The sequence below is a fragment of the Lysobacter sp. CCNWLW3 genome (assembly GCF_036697405.1).
GTDB lineage: Bacteria > Pseudomonadota > Gammaproteobacteria > Xanthomonadales > Xanthomonadaceae > Lysobacter.
The window spans coordinates 1-21,675 of record NZ_JBAHWA010000008.1 but is presented as its reverse complement, the minus strand read 5'-3'; the positions used below and the strand labels follow the sequence as shown (position 1 = coordinate 21,675).

The 21,675-nt window shown below is 70.4% G+C and carries 19 protein-coding genes; 6 read left to right on the top strand and 13 right to left on the bottom strand.

Features of this window, described 5'->3' with window-relative positions; genetic code table 11:
* Positions 1–101: 101 nt before the first annotated feature.
* Complete coding sequence (locus V1318_RS13930; RefSeq protein WP_332940304.1) at positions 102–413, bottom strand: DUF4286 family protein; 312 nt, start codon at positions 411–413, stop codon at positions 102–104.
* Positions 410–1,903, bottom strand: a complete 1,494-nt coding sequence (locus V1318_RS13925) for a DUF3667 domain-containing protein (RefSeq protein WP_332940303.1) — start codon at positions 1,901–1,903, stop codon at positions 410–412. Before V1318_RS13925 ends, V1318_RS13930 begins: the two co-directional genes overlap by 4 nt.
* Positions 1,904–2,027: 124 nt before the next feature.
* On the opposite strand from V1318_RS13925, the gene V1318_RS13920 reads away from it, so the two are divergent.
* On the top strand, positions 2,028–3,440 hold the full coding sequence (locus tag V1318_RS13920; protein ID WP_332940302.1) for an MATE family efflux transporter: 1,413 nt from the start codon (positions 2,028–2,030) through the stop codon (positions 3,438–3,440).
* 105 nt (positions 3,441–3,545) lie between these two features.
* Entirely contained in the window at positions 3,546–5,435 is a 1,890-nt protein-coding gene (sppA, locus tag V1318_RS13915) for a signal peptide peptidase SppA (protein WP_332940301.1), read from the top strand.
* Between the two features lie 272 nt (positions 5,436–5,707).
* Here sppA and V1318_RS13910 read toward each other — a convergent pair whose 3' ends face one another.
* Complete coding sequence (locus V1318_RS13910) at positions 5,708–5,944, bottom strand: hypothetical protein (RefSeq protein WP_332940300.1); 237 nt, start codon at positions 5,942–5,944, stop codon at positions 5,708–5,710.
* Between the two features lie 135 nt (positions 5,945–6,079).
* Here V1318_RS13910 and V1318_RS13905 point away from each other — a divergent pair, with 135 nt between their 5' ends.
* Positions 6,080–6,856, top strand: a complete 777-nt coding sequence (locus V1318_RS13905; protein ID WP_332940299.1) for an SDR family oxidoreductase — start codon at positions 6,080–6,082, stop codon at positions 6,854–6,856.
* Positions 6,857–6,890: 34 nt separating this feature from the next.
* Here V1318_RS13905 and V1318_RS13900 read toward each other — a convergent pair whose 3' ends face one another.
* From V1318_RS13900 to V1318_RS13855, 10 genes are all read right to left on the bottom strand, one after another.
* Complete coding sequence (locus V1318_RS13900) at positions 6,891–7,520, bottom strand: DUF4124 domain-containing protein (RefSeq protein ID WP_332940297.1); 630 nt, start codon at positions 7,518–7,520, stop codon at positions 6,891–6,893.
* Complete coding sequence (locus V1318_RS13895) at positions 7,520–8,197, bottom strand: DUF4124 domain-containing protein (protein WP_332940296.1); 678 nt, start codon at positions 8,195–8,197, stop codon at positions 7,520–7,522. Before V1318_RS13895 ends, V1318_RS13900 begins: the two co-directional genes overlap by 1 nt.
* A gap of 74 nt (positions 8,198–8,271) precedes the next feature.
* Positions 8,272–8,841 (bottom strand): Sua5/YciO/YrdC/YwlC family protein, encoded by a 570-nt coding sequence (locus V1318_RS13890; RefSeq protein WP_332940295.1) that lies wholly within the window; start codon positions 8,839–8,841, stop codon positions 8,272–8,274.
* A gap of 403 nt (positions 8,842–9,244) precedes the next feature.
* Positions 9,245–10,327, bottom strand: a complete 1,083-nt coding sequence (locus V1318_RS13885; protein WP_332940448.1) for a lytic polysaccharide monooxygenase — start codon at positions 10,325–10,327, stop codon at positions 9,245–9,247.
* A 401-nt stretch (positions 10,328–10,728) separates the two neighbouring features.
* Positions 10,729–13,284, bottom strand: coding sequence for a DNA topoisomerase I (locus V1318_RS13880; RefSeq protein WP_332940294.1), 2,556 nt, complete (start codon positions 13,282–13,284; stop codon positions 10,729–10,731).
* Between the two features lie 204 nt (positions 13,285–13,488).
* Entirely contained in the window at positions 13,489–14,421 is a 933-nt protein-coding gene (locus tag V1318_RS13875; protein ID WP_332940293.1) for an RDD family protein, read from the bottom strand.
* A gap of 6 nt (positions 14,422–14,427) precedes the next feature.
* Complete coding sequence (locus V1318_RS13870) at positions 14,428–15,216, bottom strand: pilin (protein ID WP_332940292.1); 789 nt, start codon at positions 15,214–15,216, stop codon at positions 14,428–14,430.
* 93 nt (positions 15,217–15,309) lie between these two features.
* Entirely contained in the window at positions 15,310–15,798 is a 489-nt protein-coding gene (locus tag V1318_RS13865) for a DUF494 family protein (protein ID WP_332940291.1), read from the bottom strand.
* Positions 15,799–15,876: 78 nt separating this feature from the next.
* Complete coding sequence (gene dprA, locus V1318_RS13860) at positions 15,877–17,019, bottom strand: DNA-processing protein DprA (RefSeq protein WP_332940290.1); 1,143 nt, start codon at positions 17,017–17,019, stop codon at positions 15,877–15,879.
* Between the two features lie 89 nt (positions 17,020–17,108).
* A complete protein-coding gene (locus V1318_RS13855) occupies positions 17,109–18,272 on the bottom strand; it encodes a LysM domain-containing protein (protein ID WP_332940289.1) in 1,164 nt (387 codons plus the stop codon).
* A 161-nt stretch (positions 18,273–18,433) separates the two neighbouring features.
* Between V1318_RS13855 and def the strand changes: the two genes are divergently transcribed.
* From def to rsmB, 3 genes are all read left to right on the top strand, one after another.
* Positions 18,434–18,955 carry a peptide deformylase gene (gene def, locus V1318_RS13850; RefSeq protein ID WP_332940288.1) on the top strand — a complete coding sequence of 174 codons (522 nt, stop codon included), beginning with the start codon at positions 18,434–18,436 and terminating at the stop codon, positions 18,953–18,955.
* 178 nt (positions 18,956–19,133) lie between these two features.
* The gene (gene fmt / locus V1318_RS13845) at positions 19,134–20,057 is read left to right on the top strand and encodes a methionyl-tRNA formyltransferase (RefSeq protein ID WP_332940287.1); all 924 of its coding nucleotides are present in this window, start codon (positions 19,134–19,136) and stop codon (positions 20,055–20,057) included.
* Positions 20,054–21,355: a 16S rRNA (cytosine(967)-C(5))-methyltransferase RsmB gene (gene rsmB / locus V1318_RS13840; RefSeq protein WP_332940286.1), complete on the top strand. Its 1,302-nt coding sequence runs from the start codon at positions 20,054–20,056 to the stop codon at positions 21,353–21,355. The genes fmt and rsmB overlap by 4 nt, the downstream gene beginning before the upstream one ends.
* The last annotated feature ends 320 nt before the right edge of the window (positions 21,356–21,675 follow it).

The following is a 21,675-nucleotide window of genomic DNA, read 5'->3' as shown; positions in this document are numbered from 1 at the left end:
GGTCGGGCTCGCGCTGCCGCATCGGATTCGAGGCCCCTCGGCCAACACGATTCCCGAGCCCGGCGTAGCGGCATCGGAGAGACGCGGCCGCACCCGCGCCCTCAATCCTCGCGCAACACCCGCCGCGTCGCGCTGAAACGATCGCCGAAACGCGCCACCGCATCGGCGCGCAAGCGCTGCGCGTGATCGCGCAGGTAGGCGTCCAGCGATTCCAGGCGGTCGAGCCGATAGCGCACGCTCAGGCGCACCCGCCCGGACTCGGCCGGCGGATCCAGCTGGGTGTGGATGCGCGCATCGAGAAAGCCGGGCAGGGCCAGGATCTCGCGCGTGTGCGGACCCAGCCAGGCGCGGTAATCCTCGGCGATGGCCGCGTCGAGGTCGAGGTTGACCTCGTAGACCACGCCCGCGCTCACATCCGCACCAGGCTGGCGACCATCAGGAAGCCGACCGCGAACAGCAGCAGGAAGAAGTAGCTGCCGCCGACCAGCGTGTAGCGCAGCAGGGTCACCAGCCAGCTGTTGCCGTACACGCGTTTTTGCATGATCAGCAGATAGATCGGCATCCACACCCACAGCGCGGCCTCGACGATGCCGGCGATCCAACCGAAACCGGACCAATGCGGCGAGATCGCGTTGTCCAGGCCGAACATCAGGAACATCGCCAGCAGGCTCAGGCACAGGTAGGCGTGGCTGTACAGGGCCACCACCAGATGCTCCAGATAGCCGCGGCCCGAGCCCAGGTAGGTCAGCTTCAGCAGCAGCGCGAACATCGGCACCAGCAGGAACAGCGCCGATGGCACCGCGCTCAGCGCGGCGTGTTCGTACAGCGAGGGGTCCTGGGTGGCGCGCTTGAAGTTGGTGTAACCGCGGCCGATCTGCTTGTTGATCCAGCGGTTGACGAACTCGGGCGCGCCGGCCATCACCACCGGATTGGTTTCCGCGTCCCAGGGGGCGTTGCCGAAGAAGGTCAGGCCTTCGTCGCATTCGCCGTCGCCGTAGGTTTCCGCGTCGGCCGCGGCTTTGCGTTTGAGCGCGCCCTCGGTGCCGATGGCGTGGTCGATCTGCAGCTGCGCGGCGCGGCAACCGGCGCGCCGGTTGATGTCGCGGATCGCCTTGGCGTTGCGCGCCAGCGCGGTCGCGTCCTTGGCCGGAATCGCGGCGCGCTCGGCCTGCAGCGGCTTGAGCCTGGCGTCGCGCAGGCTTTCCAGTTCGGCCAGCGAGGTCGCGTTCTCGATGGTGGCCGGGATCGCGGCGTCCTCGTTGGCCGGCGCGACGATGCCGGCGGCTTCGGCGGCGGCGTCGGGGCGCGCCTTCTCGCGCAGCTCGGCCACGCGCTTGTCGGCGACCGCGTTGACTTCCTTGATGCCGGCGGCGATGCCCTCGCGCGCGCCGCCGGGCAGACCGACCGGGATCGCAGCGCGCGCCTGCTCCAGCCCCTTCAGGGCCTGCGCGCGTTCGCGCTCGACCTCGGACACGCTGCGCGCCTTGCCGATCCGTTCGCCGGTTGCGCCCAGCCGCACCTTCTTGCCGTCCACGGTCAGTTCGCCGCCGTTGCCGAGATCGCGGCCCTCGTCCTGGCCATCGCCGAAGTGGACGGTGAACTGGGCGATGAAGAAGGTCAGCACGCTCAGGATCACGAACAGCCGCAGCGGCGGCACGTAGCGCACGCGATGGCCGCGCAGGTAGTCCACCGCGACCCGGCCCGGCGACAGCAGGCCGCGCACGGTGCGGAAGATGCGGCCGTCCAGGTGCCAGAACGACTCGAACACTTCTTCCAGCGCGTGCCCGGCATGGCGCAACGGGTTGACGACCGACTGCCCGCAGTCGTGGCAGTAGTGGCCCTGCAGCGGCGCACCGCAGTTCTCGCAGTGGGTCGGCGCGGCTTGGTCGAGGGCTTCGCTCATAGGTCCGATCGCTTGCGGCTCCCAGGCCGTTCATGGGCGAGCGCGTAAGATAGCGGGCTGCCATGGCCCGGCGCCAGCGCCCTTTGCGGTTGCGCGGCCGAAGTCGTGGTTCTGGTTCCGCGTCATGTCGTCTCATTCCTCTTCCGCGCGTCCCGGATTGCCGGGCGAGATCCGCACCACCGTCCTGCTCGCCGCTCCGCTGGTCGCCGGCCACGTGTCCACCGGCCTGATCGGCTTCATCGACAACGTGCTGGCCGGACACCACAGCACCACCACGCTGGCCTCGGTCACCATCGGCACCGCGCTGTGGTGGCTGCCGATGATGGTGCCGATCGGCACCCTGTTGTCGGTGCCGCCGTCGGTATCGCAGCTCGACGGCGCCGGCCGCCGCGGCGAGATCGGCGCGCTGTTCCGCCAGGCGCTGTGGCTGGCGCTGGGCCTGGGCGTGCTGCTGTTCGCCTTCCTGACCTTCATCCCGCACGCGCTGGCGCCGATGGGCATGGCGGCGGAGATCATTCCGGGCGCGCGCGAGTTCCTGCACGGCATCCGCTGGGGCGTGTTCGCGTTGACCCTGTTCTTCTGCATGCGCTACCTCGCCGAGGGCCTGCACTGGACCCTGCCGACCATGCTGATCAGCGCCGGCGGCCTGCTGGTGCTGCTGCCGATCGGCTACGTGCTGACCTTCGGCAAGCTCGGTTTCCCCGAGATGGGCGCGGGCGGCCTCGGCATCGCCTCGGCGATCATGCTGTGGGTGGAGGCGATCGCGTTCGCGGTGGTGCTGTGGAAGGCCAAGCGCTTCGCCGACCTCAAGCTGTTCCAGCGTTTCGACGCGCCGCACTGGCCGACCGTCCGCGGCCTACTCGCCACCGGCCTGCCGATCGGCGTGACGGTGCTGATGGAGGGCAGTTTGTTCATCGTCACCGCGCTGCTGATCGGGCGCCTGGGCGAAGTGCCGGCGGCCGCGCATCAGATCGCGATCAACCTGTCGGCGCTGTGCTTCATGATCCCGATGGGCCTGGCCGAGGCGACCACGGTGCGGGTCGGCCATAGTCTGGGCCGCAACGACCTGCACGGCGTGCGCCGCGCGGCCTGGGCCGGCTACGCGATCGTGCTGTGCACCCAGCTGGTGTCGGGCATCGTCTTGTTCAGCGCCAGCGACTTCCTGGTCGGCTTCTACACCGCCGACGCCGCGGTCGCGACCCTGGCCGCCTCGCTGCTGCTGTACGCGGCCGCGTTCCAGTTCCCGGACGGGATCCAGGTGCTGTCGGCCGGCGCCCTGCGTGGGCTCAAGGACACCAAGGTGCCGATGCTGCTGGCCGCGCTGGCCTATTGGGGCGTCGGCATGCCCCTGGGCGCGGGCCTGGGGCTGGGGCTGGGCTGGGGCCCGAAGGGCATGTGGATCGGCCTGATCGCCGGCCTGACCGTGGCCTCGGTGCTGCTGTGCAGCCGTTTCGTGCGCTCCAGCCACCCGCACCGGATCGCCGAGCGGGCGGCCCGGCAGGCCCCGCAGGGCCCGGCGCTGCAGGCCGAGGCCTGAACCGGGCCCGCTCTTGGCCGTATGCGAAAAATCCGCGTTACGAATGGCGGATGAAGAAAAACCCCCGGTCGCGGTACGCTGCGAGCGTCTAATGGAGTGTGCGCAATGAACGATACCTCGCGTCGCGGCCCGGTGGCCCGGTTCTTCGTCGGCCTCTGGGATGCGATGAATTTCACCCGCCGGCTGATCTTCAACCTGGTGTTCTTCACCTTGTTGTTCCTGTTCCTGATCGCCATGGGCTCGGCCGGGCGGATCAAACCGCTGCTGGAAGGCACCACCCTGGTGATCGCGCCGGAAGCCACCCTGGTCGAGCAATACAGCAGCGACCCGGCCTCGCGCGCGCTGAGCAAGGTGCTGGGCGAAAAGGGCGGCGAAGTGCAGCTGCGCGACCTGTTGCGCGCGCTGGACGCGGCCAAGGACGACAAGCGCATCAACCGCGTGGTGCTGCGCCTGGACCAGCTCCAGGGCAGCGGCATGGCTTCGATGCGCGACGTCGCCGCCGCGATCGCGCGCGTGCGCGCGTCCGGCAAGCAGGTGATCGCCTTCAGCGAAGCCATGGACCAGAAGCAGTACCTGCTGGCCGCGCAGGCCAACGAGGTCTACCTGGATCCGATGGGCGGCCTGATGCTCGAGGGCCTGGGCCGCTACCGCCTGTATTACCGTCAGGGCCTGCAGGAAAAGCTCGGCGTCGACGTGCATCTGTTCAAGGTCGGCGAGTACAAGTCCGCGGCCGAGCCCTATGTGCTCGATGCGGCCTCGCCGGAAGCCAAGGAAGCCGACCTGTACTGGATGAACGACGTGTGGCAGCGCTACCTGGCCGACATCGCCAAGGCGCGCAAGCTCGACGCCGCCAAGATCGCCGCCGACATCGATCAGATGCCGGCCCAGATCGAGGCCGCGCAGGGCGACCTGGCCAAGTACGCCGTGCAGCAGAAGCTGGTCGACGGCCTGAAGACGCGCGAGCAGGTCGACGACCTGCTGACCGAGCGCGGCGTGGCCGACGAGGACGCCGAAGGCGGCTTCCAGCAGATCTCGCTGGACGGCTACCTGGCCCATCTCAACAACGCCGCGCTGTCGGCCGCGGCCGTGACCGGCCCGCAGGTGGCGGTGGTGGTCGCCGAGGGCGAGATCAGCGGCGGCGAACAGCCGCCGGGCACGGTCGGCGGCGTGTCGACCGCGGCGCTGCTGCGCGAGGCGCGCGACGACGAAAACGTCAAGGCGCTGGTGCTGCGCGTGGACTCGCCCGGCGGCGAGGTGTTCGCCTCCGAGCAGATCCGCCGCGAGATCGTCGCGCTCAAGGCCGCCGGCAAGCCGGTCGTGGTCTCGATGGGCGACCTGGCCGCTTCCGGCGGCTACTGGATCTCGATGAACGCCGACAAGATCTATGCCGACCCCTCGACCATCACCGGTTCGATCGGCATCTTCGGCATGATCCCGACCATCCCGCGCACGCTGGAGAAGATCGGCGTGCACGCCGACGGCGTCGGCACCACCCGTTTCGCCGGCGCGTTCGACATCACCCGCCCGCTGGCGCCGGAAGTCGGCCAGGTGATCCAGTCGGTGATCGACAAGGGTTACCGCGACTTCACCGGCAAGGTCGCCACCGCGCGCAAGCGTCCGGTGCAGGAGATCGACGGCATCGCCCGCGGCCGCGTCTGGAGCGGCGCGCAGGCCAAGGAGCGCGGCCTGGTCGACGACTTCGGCGGCTTGCAGGTCGCGATCGAGGACGTGGCCAAGCGCGCCAAGCTCGAAAAGGGCGGCTACCAGCTGCGCTACATCGAGAAGAGCGCGACCCCGTTCGAACGCTTCTTCGCCGGCTTCGCCGAAAGCCGGATCGGCGCGGCCTGGCTGCGCAGCGATTCCGACCTGGCCCGCGGCCTGATCGGCAAGGCCATGCCGCAGGCCGCCGCCGACCTGCGCTTCCTGCAAAGCTCGGTGCAGCCCACCCGCGGCGTGCCGGTCAAGTCGCTGGCGTATTGCTTCTGCGGCCTCTGAGTTTCGCGCCGGTCACGAAAAAACCCCGCCTCGGCGGGGTTTTTTTTGCGCTGGGCTGTGGGGTAGGAGCGGCGTAAGCCGCGACCGCGGGGCAATCGCAGCATCGCAATCGCGGCTTACGCCGCTCCCACAGAAGGCTGAGGCTCGCGTCGTGAGTTCCGCTTCAACTGTGGGAGCGGCGTGAGCCGCGACTACGCACTGGCCGAAGGTTCGCGGTCGCGGCTTACGCCGCTCCTACCCCAAAGCAAGGGCCGCGACCGTATCGCCGGCCGTCAGTTCGCCTGCGCCTCGATCGCGTCGCGCTGTTTGTTCGCCGCGGCGTCGACGTCCGCCTCTACCGCCTGCGCCTTCTGGATCGGCTGCTGGATGCTGTCGCGCAGCTGGGTGGCCTTGGGGTCGACCGGACGTTCCTTCTGCGGCGGTTGCGGCTTGGAGCAGCCCGCCAGCAGGAGCAGCGCCAGCGCGGCGGCGCCCAGCGGCGCCGGTCGGTACAGGGTCGTGCGGAACATCGTTGACCTCATCGCGGCATCCTCGTCGGTGACGCGGCTATGCTACGCCGGCGGCCGCGCGCGACAAGCGCAGGCCACCCCAAAACGGTCATGCCGCTGCGGCGATGGCCCGGAACACCGCAAGCGGAGGCAGGCATGGACCCCAAGCGTTGGCGACTGGACGGACAGCTGGCCCTGGTGACCGGCGGCAGCGCGGGCATCGGCCGCGCGATCGCGCGCGAACTGCTGGGCTTCGGCGCCGACGTGCTGCTGGCCGCGCGCGACATCGCCGCGCTGGACGCCGCGCGCGCCGAACTGCTGGAGGACTTTCCCGAACGCGAGGTCCAGGCCTTCGTCGCCGACGTCGCCGACGAGGAACAGCGCCGCGAGCTGCTGGACTGGGTCGAGGACTTCGGCGAGGGCCTGCACATCCTGGTCAACAACGCCGGCGGCAACCTGGTCAAGGCCACCACCGACTACACCGAGGACGAATGGCGGCAGGTGTTCGAGATCAACCTGTTCTCGGCCTTCGAACTGTCGCGCTACGCGCACCCGCTGCTGACCCGGCATGCCGCGTCCAGCATCGTCAATGTCGGCAGCGTGTCCGGCGTCACCCACGTGCGCACCGGCGCGCCCTACGGCATGAGCAAGGCGGCGATGCACCAGATGACCCGCAACCTGGCGGTCGAATGGGCCGAGGACGGCGTGCGCGTGAACGCGGTCGCGCCCTGGTACATCCGCACTCGCCGCACCTCGGACAAGCTCGCCGATCCGGATTACCTGGACGAGGTGCTGCTGCGCACGCCCTTGGGCCGCATCGGCGAAGCCGAGGAAGTGGCGGCCGCGGTCGCGTTCCTGTGCCTGCCCGCGGCCGGCTACATCACCGGCGAATGCATCGCGGTGGACGGCGGCTTCCTGCGTTACGGCTTCTGAGCAGGGCCTAGGGCGGCCGAGGCGCGGCGCCGGTTTACTGGCCGCAGGTGCTCTCGCGCACGATCCGGCCCATGCGCTCGACGTCGGCCTGGGCGCCCGCGCGCTGGTCGGCGGGGCCGAAGCGCAGCTGCGACTCGGCCTGGCGCAGGCGTTGCCTCCAGCTCTCGCACAGGGCGCCGTCGGCGATGCGCTGGCACTGGTCGGTGACCATCTGGCAGGCCGCGCCCGCCCCCGCGCCGCCGTTGACGCCGACCGTGGCCAGCGGCGCGCAGCGCTCGGGCGGGTCGCCCTTGTCGCTGAGGTAGCGGTCGTTATCGAAGGTGCGGCATTCGAACAGGGTCGGCGGCGGCAGGCGGTCGCTCACGGGCGTGGCCGGCGCGGTTTGCGCGCTTGCCGCCGGCGTCGGCGCCTGCGGCACGGCGGCGGGCGCCGATGCCGGCGCGGGCTGCGGCGGCCGCGCCACCGGCGTCACGAACGCCGGCGGCGTGGCCACGGTCGGTGCCGAGCCGATCACGCGCTTTTCCTGCTTGCTGCCCTTGGGGCAGGCCACGTCGTTCTGGACGGTGAGCGCGCCGCTGGCGTCGGTGCAGCGATAGATCGTGACCTGCTGCGCCTGCGCGGCGCCGGCCAGGGCCAGCAAAGCCAAACTCCACAGCAACCGCATCAGTACGCTCCGCAATCGTCGGCCATGCGCGCATCGATGCCGCGCTGTTCGTTCTGGATGCGCACGCGTTCGCTCTGCAAGGCGCTGTTGTAGCGGCGGTCGAGCTCGTAGCGGCGGTCGCCGAGCCGCGCGCAGACTTCGCTTTGCGGCAGGGCGTGGCATTCGTCGCGTACCCAGGTGCCGGCAGGGTACGCGAAACCCACCCCGGGCGGCAGCGGACGCGGCGGGCCGGGGCGGAACCCGGTCTGCGGCGGCCGGCGCGCGCCGACGTGGTCGCCGAGCGGATTGCGGGTGGCGATCACCGGCATCAGGGTCCACAGCGGCACCCAGCGCGGATTGCCCTCGGCGGTTTCGCTGGTGTAGCGGTCGCCGTCCGGGGTCACGCATTCGTACATCGGGCGCGGCGCGTTGACCACGATCACCTGCGGGCGGGGCGCGGGCGCGGCGGCCGGCGCCGGCTGGGCGCGCGCGACGGTGTCGGCGGGCCGCGGCGGCGGGTCGCGCGGGACCGCCATCGCCCGGGTCTGCTGCTGCTCGCCACGCGCGCAGGGCGTGTCGCGCAGGCTCAGCCGGCCCTGGGAATCGGTGCAGCGGTAGATCGTGACCTCGGCTGCCTGCGCGCCGCCGGCCAGGGCCAGCAGCGCGAACAGCAGGCAGGGACGCGGACGCGGGAGCATGCGCGCATCTTGCGCCCGCGCTCGGCGACGCGGAAGCGGGGGCAGGCGCGGCCGGCCGCGGCGTTGACCGCCGTTCAGGCGCGCAGCACGGCGCCGTCGCGCGCGTCGCGGATCGGGGTCGGCGCAGCCAGGCCGCCGGTCTCACCCACGCTCACGCCGTCGACCCGGGCCAGCACGGCGGGGTCCAGCGCGGCGCGCGTGGCCGCGGGCGGGGCGCCGGCGAGGTTGGCGCTGGTCGAGACCAGGGGGCCGCCGAACGCGGCGCACAGGGCGATCACGTGCGGGTGCGCGCTGACCCGCACGGCGACGCCGTGGTGGGTGCCGGTGATCCAGGCCGGCACGCGCGCGGTGGTGGGCACGATCCAGGTATGCGGGCCGGGCCAGGTCGCGTGCACGGCCCGGCGGCGTTCGGGCGCCAGCGCCTCCCAATCGAGCAGGCCGTCGAACTGGTCCAGCGCGCCGGCGATCAGGATCACGCCCTTGTCGACCGGCCGCTGCTTGATCGCCAGCAGGCGCAGCACGGCGGCCTGGTCGAAGGGATCGCAGCCCAGGCCCCAGACGGCCTCGGTCGGGTAGGCGATCACGCCGCCACGGCGCAGCGCGGCGGCGGCGGCGTCGATGGACAGGGGCGCGACGGAACTCATGCGCATAGTGTCGCATCGCCTGGTCGCGGCCGGAATGCGCGGATTGGCGCCGACGTGGAACGCCGCTGCATGGCCTTGGGATAGGAGCGGCGTGACTGCGAAACATGGGCCGTGGCCTGCGAAGGAGGCCGCGGCTATGCGGTCGCAGCTTGCGCAGCTCCTACCGAAGGCAGGGCGCTCCTTCCAGGGCGCTCGGGCCCTCTGTGGGAGCGGCGTGAGCCGCGATAAGGCAGGGCACGCCTTCCGGGGCGCTCGGGCTTTCTGTGGGAGCGGCGTGAGCCGCGATGTCGTCGTGGCCGAAAATACGTATCGCGGCTTACGCCGCTCCTACCCAAAAGCGGAGCGCGCGATACCGGAGCGAAAACGCGACGCAGGGGCGTGCCGCCCCCGCGTCGCGCGCGGCTCAGTACGGGATCCAGGCGTCGCGCCAGGCCCAGCCGGTGCCGGGGCGATAGGCGTCGGCGTCGATGTTGCACCAGGCGCCCTCGGGGAAGGGCTTGCAGCCGTAGAGCTTGCCGTCGCTGGCCTTGACCACGGTCTGGCCGGGCACGTACTGGCCGATGCCGGCTGGATACACGTAGTCGTAATCGGGCGTGGGGCCCGGCGGTTCCGGCGGCTGCGGCGGATCGGGCAGGCGCACGTCGATCTGATGGCTGCGCCCGCTGCCGTTGAGGTAGACGCGGTTGCCGGTGGCGGCGGGCACCGGCGTGATCGCGCCGTTCTGGAGCACGCCGATGCGCACCGTGCTGGCCTGGGCGTTGACGTTCTGCGCGACCCGCAGCGGCCAGGCCGAGGCCGTGGTCTGCCCGGCCATCAGCACGGTGTCGATGCGCTCGGCGTCGTTGCCGTCGGCGTTGAACACGCGCACGCTGACCGTGGTGCCGATCGGGTGGTCGTTTTGCGCGGTCAACGGCCCGGCATCGCGCCATTGCGGCGGCGGGGGCGGGTTGCCGCCGCCGGCGAACTTCACGTCCATGCAGGTGTAGAAGGCTTCGGTCGAATCCGAACGCTGCCAGGTGTTGTAGATCACATGGCGCCCCGTGCGCTGCGGAATCGTGCATTGCAGGCGGTAGATGCCGCCGACCACGGGCGTGTTGCCGATGCTGCAGAAATGCTCGAGGTCGTTCCAGCGCAGCGGCGTGTTCGGGTCCCAGCCCTCGCGGGTGATGTAGAAGGCCCATTCGTGGGTGGCGTGCGGCGCGGTGCCGCGGAACTGGAATTCGTAGCTGCCCGCCGCGATGTCGGTGGCCTGCCAGTCGTCGCGCGCCAGGTCCAGGCCGCGGAAGGTCGCGTTGTTGCCGCTGCACAGCTTGCCGTCGGGCACCACCGCGCGGTGATTGTCGTTGGCGTTGGCCTGGTTGATGCTCATCCAGTCGTAGAACGCCTGGGTGCCGCCGACCTGGGTGGCGGCACGGCAGGCGGGGTCGGTGGGGTTCTCGATATTGCCCTGGGCGCAGTAATAGACGCGGCTGTAGGGATGAATCATGGTGCCGTGCGCTTGCGCCTCGGCCTGCGGCCACAGGGCCGCCAGCGCCAGCGCCGCGGCCCATCCGGCGTGCGTGCGCGTGTTGAACGTGATCATGTCGACTCCCGACAAGAGTGGAAGGGTAGGTGTAGCCCCTCGGTCAGGAAGTCTTGCGTGCCGCGCGCCGCGGGACTTGGCCGCGATCTGTTCTAGCCCCGGAGTGTAGGGCGCGGGCGCGGCCGAATCTGTGGCGCAGTTCGCTATGCGCTGATGCGTATCGGCGCCGGAACGCGCCTTGGCGGCCGCGATGCGCATCGTGCGTGCGCACCGTGTGCCACACCGCGACGAAGCGCGCGCGGCGTGGATACGAAAAACCCCGGCCGGGCCGGGGTCTTCGTTTGCCCGCCGTCGCTGCGGCGCGATCAGGCCGTGGCTTTCTTGACCAGCTTCTTGGCCGCCGGCTTGAACGGCTGCCTGGCCGGCGCCGCGCTTTCGACCGGTTTGGCCGCGGCCTTCTTGGCCACGGCTTTCTTCGTGGTCTTCTTGGTCGCCTTCTTGACCGCCTTCTTCGCAGCGGGCTTCTTTTCCACGGTCTTGTCGGCGCTCTTCTTGACGGCGGTCTTCTTGGTCGCCGCCTTCTTGGCCGGCGCGTCCTTCTTGGCCGCGGTCTTCTTGCCGAAGCGTCCGCGCATCGGCTTGCCGGTCTCTTCCATCAGCTTGACCACTTCCTCCAGCGTCAGCGACGCCGGCTCGCGGTCCTTGGGAATGCGGCCGTTGAGCTTGCCGTCGCTGATGTAGGGACCGAAGCGGCCGTTGAGGACCTGGATCTCGCTGCCTTCGAATTCCTTGATGATGCGGTTGCGCGCGATCTCTTCCTTCTCTTCGATCAGGAACACCGCGCGCGCTAAGTCGATCGTGTACGGATCGTCTTCCTTCTTCAGCGAGGCATAGGTGCTGCCGCGCTTGGCGAAGGGGCCGAAGCGGCCGATGCCGACGCTGACTTCCTCGTCCTTGTCCTGGCCCAGCTTGCGCGGCAGCTTGAACAGCTCCAGCGCGTCCTCCAGGCCGATGGTGTGCATGCTCTGGCCCGGACGCAGCGAGGCGAACGTCGGCTTGTCCTCGTCCTCGGCGGTGCCGATCTGCGCATAGGGTCCGTAACGGCCCAGGCGCACGCTGACCGGTTTGCCGCTCTTGGGGTCGGTGCCGAGTTCGCGCGCGCCGGTGGCCTCGCTGCGGTCGACCGATTCCTTCTTCTCCTCGACCAGCTTCTTGAACGGTTCCCAGAACCGTTCCATCAGCGGCACCCACTCCTCTTCGCCGCGCGAGACGGCGTCGAGCTCGTCCTCGAGCTTGGCGGTGAAGTCGTAGTCGACGTACTGGGTGAAATGGCCGGACAGGAACTTCGATACCGCGCGGCCGACGTCGCTGGGACGGAAGCTGCGGCTTTCCAGTTCGACGTACTTGCGGAACAGCAGGGTCTGGATGATCGAGGCGTAGGTGGAGGGACGGCCGATGCCGTACTCCTCCAGCGCCTTGACCAGCGCCGCTTCGGTGTAGCGCGCCGGCGGCTGGGTGAAGTGCTGGTCGGTGTGGATGCGGTCCAGCGGCACGCGGTCGCCGGTCTTCATCGCCGGCAGCTTGCGGCCCTCGTCCTCGTCCTCGGCGGCCTTGGTGTCCTTGCCTTCCTCGTACACGGCCAGGAAGCCCGGGTCGATCACGGTGGTGCCGCTGGCGCGGAAGCTGTGCTCGCTGCCCGCGGCCAGGTCGACCGAGACCGTGTTGAGCGTGGCCGGCACCATCTGCGAGGCGACGGTGCGCTTCCAGATCAGTTCGTACAGACGGCGCGCGTCGTCGTCGAGGAAGCGCGAGATCTGGGTCGGGGTGCGCAGCGCGGAGGTCGGGCGCACGGCTTCGTGCGCTTCCTGGGCGTTCTTGGACTTGGTCTTGTAGACGTTGGGCTGGTCCGGCAGGGCGCGGGTGCCGTAGTCGCGCGCGATCACGTCGCGCAGCTCGACCAGGGCATCGGCCGACAGCGCGACCGAGTCGGTACGCATGTAGCTGATCAGGCCGACCGTGCCTTCGTCGCCGATCGCCACGCCCTCGTACAGCTTCTGCGCGACCTGCATGGTGCGCTTGGTGGTGAAGCCGAGCTTGCGCGCGGCTTCCTGCTGCAGGGTCGAGGTGGTGAACGGCGGCGCCGGCCGGCGCTTGCGTTCCTTGCTGGCGACGTCGGTGACGTGCAGGGCGCCGTTGGCGGCCGCGACGATGCGCTTGCGCGCGGCTTCGGCGGTGTCGCCCTCGGTGATGGTGAACTGCTCGAACTTCTTGCCGTCCAGCTTGGCCAGCTTGGCGGTGAAGGTCTGGGTCGGGTGCGCGCACTCGGCCTCGATGGTCCAGTACTCGCGGGCGACGAAGGCTTCGATCTCCTCCTCGCGCTCGACGATCATGCGCAGCGCCGGCGACTGCACGCGGCCGGCGGACAGGCCGCGCTGGACCTTGCGCCACAGCACCGGCGACAGATTGAAGCCGACCAGGTAGTCCAGCGCGCGCCGCGCCTGCTGGGCGTCGACCAGGTCGCCGGCGATCGCGCGCGGGTGGTTCATCGCCTCCTTGATCGCGCGCGGGGTGATCTCGGTGAACACCACGCGCTGCAGCGGCTTGCCTTCCAGCAGGCCGCGCTCGCGCAGGATCTCGCCGATGTGCCAGCTGATCGCCTCGCCCTCGCGGTCCGGGTCGGTCGCCAGGAACAGGTTGTCGGCGCTCTTGGCGGCCTTGGCGATCGCGTCTACGTGTTTCTCGTTCTTCTCGATGACGGCGTAGTCCATCGCGAAGTGGTTGTCCGGATCGACCGCGCCTTCCTTGGGCACCAGATCGCGGACGTGGCCGTAGGAGGCCAGGACGGTGAAGTCCTTGCCGAGGTACTTGTTGATCGTCTTGGCCTTGGCGGGCGATTCGACGATGAGGAGGTTCTTGGCCATTGGAGCTCCGCAGGGGCCATTGCCGGCGCACTGCAACTGACTAACGCAAAGAAGGCTACGCCCGCGGCAATGAAGGCGCGGGCGTTCAGGGTTTCCTTTTTTATTGGGACCATGCGGCGGCCCCGGCTGTCAAGCGCGGGGCGTTGCGACTGCGACCGGGAGCCGGTTAGGACCGGGCTCCCATTCAGCTTCGTCCGTTCAGGTTCAGCGGCTGGCCAGGCCGACCGCGGCCAGCATGAACAGCAGGAACACCACGTACAGGGCGATCAGAACGCCGAAGATCACCAGGATCACGGTCGCGACCGTGCCCAGCTCGGGGCGCTGGCGTTCCGGGTGGGCGGTGTAGGCCCAGCGGTCGACCACCAGGGTGCTGGCCATCATGTCGTGCAGGGCGCGCTTGCGGTCGGTGAAGGCTGCCATCAGCAGGCCGATGCCCAGGATCAGGCTGCTCACCAGGTAGGCGAAGAATCGGCCGATGCCGCGCGCGACCGAGATCCGGCCGCCGTTGTCGTCGACGACCTTGATGCCGACCGCCATCTTGCCCAGGGTGGCCTGCTTGGCGGAGGCATGGAACATGGCGAAGTACAGGGCCTGCATCGCCAGCGGCAGCAGGTAGACCAGGGCCAGCAGGGCGATCGCGCCGCCGCTTTCGAACATGGTCTCCGGATTGCCGCTGAGGCCGGCGCCGATGCCGAAGAACACCATCATCAGGATCACCTGCAGCACGCCGCCGACCATGCCGACCACGAAGCTGTCGATCATGCTGGCGGCGACGCGCTTCCAGAATCCGGCGTAGACGACTTCGCCGCCGAGCACGACCTCGTCGGTCTCGGCCAGCGCCGCGCGCGGCGGGGCATAGGGCGAGACAGGTTCGGCGATGGCGTAGGGGTTGGCGCTGGCGTCCGGGGCGGCGTCGGCCGAGGCGGTCGCGAAGGTGGCCGCGGCCACCGCCGGGCGGCCGGCGCCGGGCACGATCTCGCCCATCATCTCGCGCCAGGGCCGCCAGCTTTCCATGCCTTCGCGCCAGACCAGGGTCTCGGGCGAGAGCTGGCCGTGGCCGTGCAGTTCGGCCAGGTCTTCGGCGCGCACCGGGCCGTGGCGGTTGCGGTCGCTGTCGCTGTAATACCAATCGGTCATGTCGGTTCAGCCGTTGCTGATGGAGGTGCCCGGACGGCAGTTGCCGGGTCGGTAGATCGCGGGCAGATCGCCGCCCGTGCAATCCCAATTTACGATATCGCCCTCGGGGATGGCCTCGAACCAGATCGTCTTGCCGTCGACGCGCGGGCCGATGCCGCGCAGTTCGAGTTCGAGCGCGCAATGTCCGTTGTGCATCGTGCCGATCTTGATCTGCGCGGTGGTGGCGGTGGCGTAGTCGCTGGCTTCGCCGAAGCCGTCGTCGCCGTTGCTGGGGCAGCGGCCGGTGGTGGCCAGGTGCTCGGCCACCGCGGTCTTGACCGCATTGGCTTCGTTGAAGCTTTGCGCGGTCTTGGCGCGCAGGGTGTAGTCCTGATACGCCGGCAGCGCGATCGCGACCAGGATGCCCAGCATCGGCAGCGCCAGCACCGCGACGACGATCAACGCGATCAGGCAGCCGGACATGCCGCGCTTGGGCTCGGGCGCACGCCGCACATCGGTGCGCACGCCGCCGATGCCGGCGCCAGGGGCCGGGCCGGGGTTCGCGTATGCGCTGTTCGCGCTGATGCCGATCGGGCCGCCCGGCGGCAGCGGCGGCGGTTTGGCGGTGTCCTGCTGGATGCCGTCCAGGCCGAGTTCTTCGGACAATCGGTCCAGCGGCTGCCATTCGCGCAGGCCTTCGCGCCACACCAGGGTGTCGCGCTGGACGCGGCGTTCGCGATAGCGCGCCTGCAGGTCTTCCGCGCTCAAAGGTCCGACGCGGCCTTGCGCCGCATCGTGGTAGTACCAATCCGCCATCTCGCTCCCCCTGGAGTCGTCCGTGATGAGGCGTCGCGAGGTCGGACGCCGGCGGGGCGCCTGCCCAGGCGCCGCGCGCTGGTTCGTGCGCCCTTAATGTACCGGTTCGGGCTCGTCCTCGAACATCTGGGTTTCCATCCAGGCGTAGGCCGCCTCGGACCCGGGCTGGTTGAACAGCACCATCAGCACGACCCATTTGAGGTCGTCCAGATCCAGCTCGTCCTGGTCCAGCGCCATCGCGCGGTCCAGCACCAGTTCGCGCTGGCCGGCGTCGAGGATGCCGTGCTGTTCCAGGAACATCAGGAAACCGCGGCATTCGACGTCGAGCTTGTCCAGCTCGGGGCCGAAATAGACGCGGGTCGGGCCGTTCGCGCGCGGCGGGCTGGCGTCGGGCCGCTGCTGGGCCAGGGCGTCGAGCCACTCGAAGGCTTTGTTGATTTCGGCGGGACTGAAACCGGCCTGGCCCAATTCGTCGAACAGGGGGCCGCTGCGGAGCGAATCGCGGTCGCGGACCAGGTCCGCATCGTCGGTGAAGTAATGCTCGAACAGGTACAGCAGGACGTCCAGGATGCTCTCTTTCATTTCCCTCGGCCTGCGCCGCATGCGGCGCGGTGGGTCCGGAGTGGCTGACGACCGCTGGGCCCCTGCGCAGGGAGTGGCTCAGCGGTTGCGGAAGTAACGGCCGTGTTGCGCCGCTACGCGACCCTCAAGCTCCATGAGCAGCAGCATGGAGGACAGTACGGCAGGCGTCAATCCGGTCCGCTCGACCAGGCGATCCATACCGGTGGGGTCGTGGCCGAGCGCGTTCCACAAGGACTGGTAGTCGCCATCGTCGAGACGTTCATCCTGAACGGGCCTCGTGACGGCCGTGTGGCCGCTCTGTATGGGGGCGTTCAGGCGCAGCCGCAAGTCGGCGGCCAGGTCCTGGGCCAGCGGCGCCAGGGCCTGGGTCAGCTCGGCCGCGCTTTCGACCAGGGCGGCGCCGTCGCGGATCAGGCGATGGCAGCCGCGCGCGAGCGGGTTGTGGATAGAGCCGGGCAGGGCGAACACCTCGCGCCCGGCCTCGGCGGCCAGGCGCGCGGTGATCAGGGCGCCGGAGCGTTCGGCCGCCTCGACCACCAGGGTGCCCAGGCTGAGGCCGGCGATGATGCGGTTGCGCGAGGGGAAGTGCGAAGGCCGGCCCTGCGTGCCCGGCAGGTGCTCGCTGACCACCGCGCCGACCTCGGCGATACGCGCGTGCAGGGCCGCGTTGGCGCGCGGGTAGGGCACGTCCGGGCCGGTGCCCAGCACGGCCACGGTCGGCCCGCCGGCGGCCAGCGCGGCCTGGTGCGCGGCGGTGTCGATGCCGGCCGCGAGCCCGCTGGTCACGCCCAGGCCGGCAGCGGCGAGCGCGCGTGCGAAATCGGCGGCGTTGTCGCGCCCGCCCGGCGTGGGCGCGCGGCTGCCGACCACGGCCACCGCCGGATGCCACAGGCGCGCCGGCTCGCCGGCCACGAACAGGGCCAGCGGCGGATTGGGCGCGCGCCGCAGCAGGGCCGGGTAATCCGGGTGCCGCCAGCCGATCAGGTGATGGCCGGGCTCGGCCAGCCAGGCCTGGGTGCGCGCCAACGCATCCGCGTCCGGCGCCTGCAGGGCGGCGATCTGGGTCGGGTCCAGTCCGGCCTCGCGCCAGGCCCGGGGGCCGGCCGCGAGCGCGGCGGCGGGGCCGGCATGCGCCTCCAGCAGGCCGCGGCGCGGCGCGCAGGGGCCGTTGGCGGCGACCAGGGCGGTCAGGGCGTGGTGGTCGGCGGCGGTCTCGGACATGCGCACAGCCTGGCCCGCAAACGACGACGGCGCCCTAGGGCGCCGTCGCGGTGTGCTGTAGGAAAACGCCCCGGCCTGCGGGGCCCCGATCAGTACGGGGCGTCCGGATGCTTGAGCTCGTAGCCCACCTTGGTCGGGCGCACGCCTTCCATCACCAGGCCGTAGCTGACCTTGTCGAAGGTGCGGAAGACCATCACGTGACCGGCGTACTCGTCGGGCACGCGGACCTTGCTGGCGCGGCCGACGGTGTCCTCGGAGCGCTCGGCGCCGACCTTGACCCGGTCGACCACGTTACGGCCGACGCGCCAGGTCGACAGCACGGTGCCGTTGTCGATGCCGTCCAGGCGGCCCACCGACAGGGCGACCACGTCGCGCGCGCCGCCGCTGGTGAGCTGGTCGGCCACCGCCAGGACGCGGGCGTGACCGTACTGCAGCTCCTGCTTGGGCGGGTGCGGGAAGAACTGCAGGTCGTAGGGCTGGGCTTCGACCGGGATCAGGCGGTCGCCGACCCGGACTTCGCGGCCGGCGTCGTCGATCACCAGCGTGCTGGCCCCGACCCCGCCGACTTCGCCGCGGCTCAGCGTGCCGGTGGTCAGCTGCATCAGCTCGTAACCGAGCAGGTCGCCGCGGCCCTGGGGCAGGGTGGCGTCGCTCCACATGGCCTGGAACCCGGGCGGGATGCGTCCGTTGAAGTCCAGATCGTGGCTGCGCAGGGTGGTGACGCGACCGTTCACGTCGCAGCACTTCTCCTTGTCGAGGCGGGTATAGCGCTGGGTCGGGCGGACCACGGCGTAGCGCTGCCCGGCCTGGGCGCCTTCCAGCCCCTTGATGTAGGCGACCTGGCCCTGGGAGCCGCGCAGGCGGTCCTCCTCCAGGCTGACCACGTACGGCAGGTGCTCGAAGCCGTCGACCACGCGCAGGTTCTTCAGGAACGGCTCGACCTGGTCCAGCGGGATGCCGGTGATCGGTGCTTCCTCGCGCGGACCGGGCTGCACGCCCAGGCGGTCGAGGTAGGCCAGCGAGATCACGTCGCCCGGGTAGATCAGGTGCGGATTCTTGATCTGCGGGTTGGCCTGCCAGATTTCCGGCCACAGCCACGGGCGCTTAAGGAAACGACCGGCGATGTCCCACAGGGTATCGCCCCGCTTGACCACGTAGGTGTCGGGGTGACCGCCCTGCATCTCCGCCGCGAGGGCGTAGGTGGCGATCGTCAGCAACGCGGCGGTTGCAACCGCGCGGAATGGTTTAAACATGGCGGCCATCTACCTGATTCCCCTTGCAGGTTTGCCCATTGCGGGCCTCGGAACTATAGCCCAGAAGAACCCTGTGCTTGCAAGCTTTCAGCGCCCAAAACGGGGTTACAATCCCCTTCTTGCTTGTGTATGTGACCGACGCCCCCATTTTTTTCGACGCCATGTCTCTGTTGCCGATCCTCGAATTTCCCGACCCGCGGCTGCGCACCAAAGCCGTGCCCGTCGATCCTGCCCGAGTCACCGAACCGGCGTTCCAGACGCTGCTCGACGACATGTTCGAGACCATGTACGAGGCCCCGGGCATCGGTCTGGCGGCCAGCCAGGTCGACGTGCACCAGCGCTTCATGGTGATAGACGTGTCCGAGGAGCACGACCGGCCGTTGGTCTTCATCAACCCCGAAATCCTGAGCAAGGCCGGCGAGCAGGTCTACCAGGAAGGCTGCCTGTCGGTGCCCGGCATCTTCGCCGACGTGACCCGCGCCAACGAGATCACGGTGCGCGCGATCGGCCGCGACGGCCAGCCCTTCGAGCTGCAGATCGACGGCCTGTTGGCGGTCTGCATCCAGCACGAGATGGACCACCTCGACGGCAAGCTGTTCGTCGACTACCTCTCGCCGCTCAAGCGCGAGATGGTGCGCAAGAAGCTGGCCAAGCAGCGCAAGCTCGCCGGCGACGCGGCGTAAGGGCCGGGAATCGGGATTGGGGATTCGGGATTCGCAAAGCCGGGTTCGCCGGTGCCCGTAGTCCGCGCTCCGCCGCAACGTCCGTTCGCCGCTTGCGGGTAATCTGACCGTTCTGCCGCGGCGCTTCCGGCGCCGTCCTTTCGCTTTTGCGAATCCCCAATCTCGAATCCCAGTCACCATGCGTATCGTTTTTGCCGGCACGCCCGATTTCGCCGTGCCCAGCCTGCGCGCCGCCGCGCAGCACAACGAAGTCGTGGCCGTGTACACCCAGCCCGATCGCCCGGCCGGGCGCGGGCGCGAACTCACCCCGTCGCCGGTCAAGCGCGAAGCGCTGCTGCGCGGCATCCCGGTGCTGCAGCCGGAAAATTTCAAGGCCGCGATCTCGCGCAAGGCGCTGCGCGCGCTCGAGCCCGACCTGATGATCGTGGTCGCCTACGGCCTGATCCTGCCGCAATCGGTGCTCGACATCCCGGTCCACGGCTGCTGGAACGTGCACGCCTCGCTGCTGCCGCGCTGGCGCGGCGCCGCGCCGATCCAGCGCGCGATCGAGGCCGGCGACCGCGAGACCGGCGTATGCCTGATGCAGATGGAAAAAGGCCTGGACACCGGCCCGGTGCTGCTGGCCCAGACCACCGAGATCGGCGACGGCGAAACCGGCGGCCAACTGCACGACCGCCTGGCCGAACTCGGCGCGCAGACGATCCGCGACGGCCTGGGCCTGCTGCGCGCTGGGCTGTATCCGCGTCCGTGGGTGCAACCGGAAGAGGGCGTGACCTACGCCCACAAGCTCGACAAGGCCGAGGCGCGCCTGGACTGGAACCAGCCGGCGACCGCGCTGGTCGCCAAGGTGCGCGCCTTCAATCCATGGCCGATGGCCGAAGCCGTGCTCGCCGGCGAGCGCGTGCGCCTGCACGGCGCGGTCGCGCTGCCGTTGGCCCACGGCGCCAGCCCCGGCACGGTGCTGCAGGCCGGCCGCGACGGCATCGACGTCGCCTGCGGCGAAGGCGCGCTGCGCATCCGCGTGCTGCAACGCGACGGCGGCAAGGCCATCACCGCCGCCGACTACCTCAACGGCCGCCGCGACCTGGCGGTCGGCGCGTGAACGCATCCAGCGGCGCCGAAAGCCGCGCGGTCGCCGCGCGCGTGCTCGACGCGGTGCTGCACCGCGGCCGCTCGCTCAAGCCCGAACTCGCCCATGCGCTGCCGGCGCTGAAGGATCCGCGCGACCGTGCCCTGGTCGAGGCGATCTGCTTCGCCGTGCTGCGCCGTCCGGCCCGCTACGAAGCCGCGCTCAAGGCCTGGATGCCGCGCCCGCTGGGCAAGCGCGACAGCGATCTTCGCGCGCTGCTGTTCGTCGGCTTCGCCCAGCTCGATCTGGCCCTGCCCGCGCACGCCGCGGTCGCCGCCACGGTCGATGCCGCGCGCACCATCGGCCGCAGCCACCAGGCCGGCATGGTCAATGCGTTGCTGCGGCGCGCCCAGCGCGAGGGCTTCCCCACGGTCGAGGCGCATGCGCACTGGCCGGCCTGGCTGCGCGCGCGCCTGCACCGCGACTGGCCCGAGGACGAGGCCGCGATCCTGGACGCCAGCACCAGCGCGCCGCCGCTGTGGCTGCGCGTCAATCGCCAACAGGGCGGGCGCGACGCCTATCGCGCGCGCCTGGCCGAAGCGGGCCTGGCCGCCGGCATCGACGAGGCCCTGCCCGACGCGCTGCGCCTGGACGAGGCGGTTGCGATCGCCACCCTGCCGGGCTTCGCCGACGGCGCGGTCTCGGTCCAGGACGGCGCCGCGCAAGGCGTGGCCGACGCGCTCGCGCCGCCGCCCGGCGCGCGCGTGCTCGACGCCTGCGCCGCGCCCGGCGGCAAGGCCGCGCATCTGCTGGAACGCGATCCCGGCCTGCGCCTCACCGCGCTCGACGTGGACGCGACGCGCCTGAACACGGTGCGCAGCGGCCTGGCGCGCCTGCGCCTGGGCGCGGACGCGCGCCTGCTCGCCGCCGACGCCTCCGATCTGGCGGCCTGGTGGGACGGCACGCCGTTCGACGCGGTGCTGCTGGACGCGCCCTGCTCGGCCACCGGCATCGTGCGCCGCCAGCCCGACGTGCTGATGCATCGGCGCGAAACCGACATCGCCGCGGTGACCGCGGTGCAGACGCGCCTGCTCGACGCGCTGTGGCGGACCGTGGCCCCCGGCGGCGTGCTGCTGTACGCGACCTGTTCGATCCTGAAAGAAGAAAACGAGGAGCAGGTGCGTGCGTTTCTGGCGCGGACCGGGGATGCGCAGGCCGAGGCCTTGGATGCGCGCTATGGGCGCGATCGCGAGGTCGGCCGGCAGCGGCTGCCCGGCGAGTTGGGCTACGACGGCTTCTTCTATTCGCGCTTGAGGAAGGCTGCGCGGTAGGCGTTGATGCCGCGGCCTGCTGTCGCTGTCCGGCAGCGGTGGCCATGCCACGCCGGCATTCTTGCCCAAGCGTGGATCCCGTTCCGCAGGATGCGGCGCCGCAGGCGAGCCGCATCGCATATCGCCACTCCTCTCAGGGGCGCTTTCGGTGGGAGCGGCGCAAGCCGCGACCGTGAACTCCGGCTCCGTCATTGGTTTCGGCTTGAACGGGCTCCCTGTAGGAGCGGCGCGAGCCGCGACCGTGAATTCCGGCCCCGTCGCTGGTTCCGAACGGGCTGGCTTTCTGTGGGAGCGGCGTGAGCCGCGATCGCGAACTGCGG

Excerpts from the sequence above, each read along its gene's own strand:
- V1318_RS13925 (WP_332940303.1), bottom strand. The coding sequence starts at position 1,903 with ATGAGCGAAGCCCTCGACCAAGCCGCGCCGACCCACTGCGAGAACTGC.
- V1318_RS13920 (WP_332940302.1), top strand. The coding sequence starts at position 2,028 with ATGTCGTCTCATTCCTCTTCCGCGCGTCCCGGATTGCCGGGCGAGATC.
- sppA (WP_332940301.1), top strand. The coding sequence starts at position 3,546 with ATGAACGATACCTCGCGTCGCGGCCCGGTGGCCCGGTTCTTCGTCGGC.
- V1318_RS13910 (WP_332940300.1), bottom strand. The coding sequence starts at position 5,944 with ATGTTCCGCACGACCCTGTACCGACCGGCGCCGCTGGGCGCCGCCGCG.
- V1318_RS13905 (WP_332940299.1), top strand. The coding sequence starts at position 6,080 with ATGGACCCCAAGCGTTGGCGACTGGACGGACAGCTGGCCCTGGTGACC.
- V1318_RS13900 (WP_332940297.1), bottom strand. The coding sequence starts at position 7,520 with ATGCGGTTGCTGTGGAGTTTGGCTTTGCTGGCCCTGGCCGGCGCCGCG.
- V1318_RS13895 (WP_332940296.1), bottom strand. The coding sequence starts at position 8,197 with ATGCTCCCGCGTCCGCGTCCCTGCCTGCTGTTCGCGCTGCTGGCCCTG.
- V1318_RS13890 (WP_332940295.1), bottom strand. The coding sequence starts at position 8,841 with ATGAGTTCCGTCGCGCCCCTGTCCATCGACGCCGCCGCCGCCGCGCTG.
- V1318_RS13885 (WP_332940448.1), bottom strand. The coding sequence starts at position 10,327 with ATGATTCATCCCTACAGCCGCGTCTATTACTGCGCCCAGGGCAATATC.
- V1318_RS13880 (WP_332940294.1), bottom strand. The coding sequence starts at position 13,284 with ATGGCCAAGAACCTCCTCATCGTCGAATCGCCCGCCAAGGCCAAGACG.
- V1318_RS13875 (WP_332940293.1), bottom strand. The coding sequence starts at position 14,421 with ATGACCGATTGGTATTACAGCGACAGCGACCGCAACCGCCACGGCCCG.
- V1318_RS13870 (WP_332940292.1), bottom strand. The coding sequence starts at position 15,216 with ATGGCGGATTGGTACTACCACGATGCGGCGCAAGGCCGCGTCGGACCT.
- V1318_RS13865 (WP_332940291.1), bottom strand. The coding sequence starts at position 15,798 with ATGAAAGAGAGCATCCTGGACGTCCTGCTGTACCTGTTCGAGCATTAC.
- dprA (WP_332940290.1), bottom strand. The coding sequence starts at position 17,019 with ATGTCCGAGACCGCCGCCGACCACCACGCCCTGACCGCCCTGGTCGCC.
- V1318_RS13855 (WP_332940289.1), bottom strand. The coding sequence starts at position 18,272 with ATGTTTAAACCATTCCGCGCGGTTGCAACCGCCGCGTTGCTGACGATC.
- def (WP_332940288.1), top strand. The coding sequence starts at position 18,434 with ATGTCTCTGTTGCCGATCCTCGAATTTCCCGACCCGCGGCTGCGCACC.
- fmt (WP_332940287.1), top strand. The coding sequence starts at position 19,134 with ATGCGTATCGTTTTTGCCGGCACGCCCGATTTCGCCGTGCCCAGCCTG.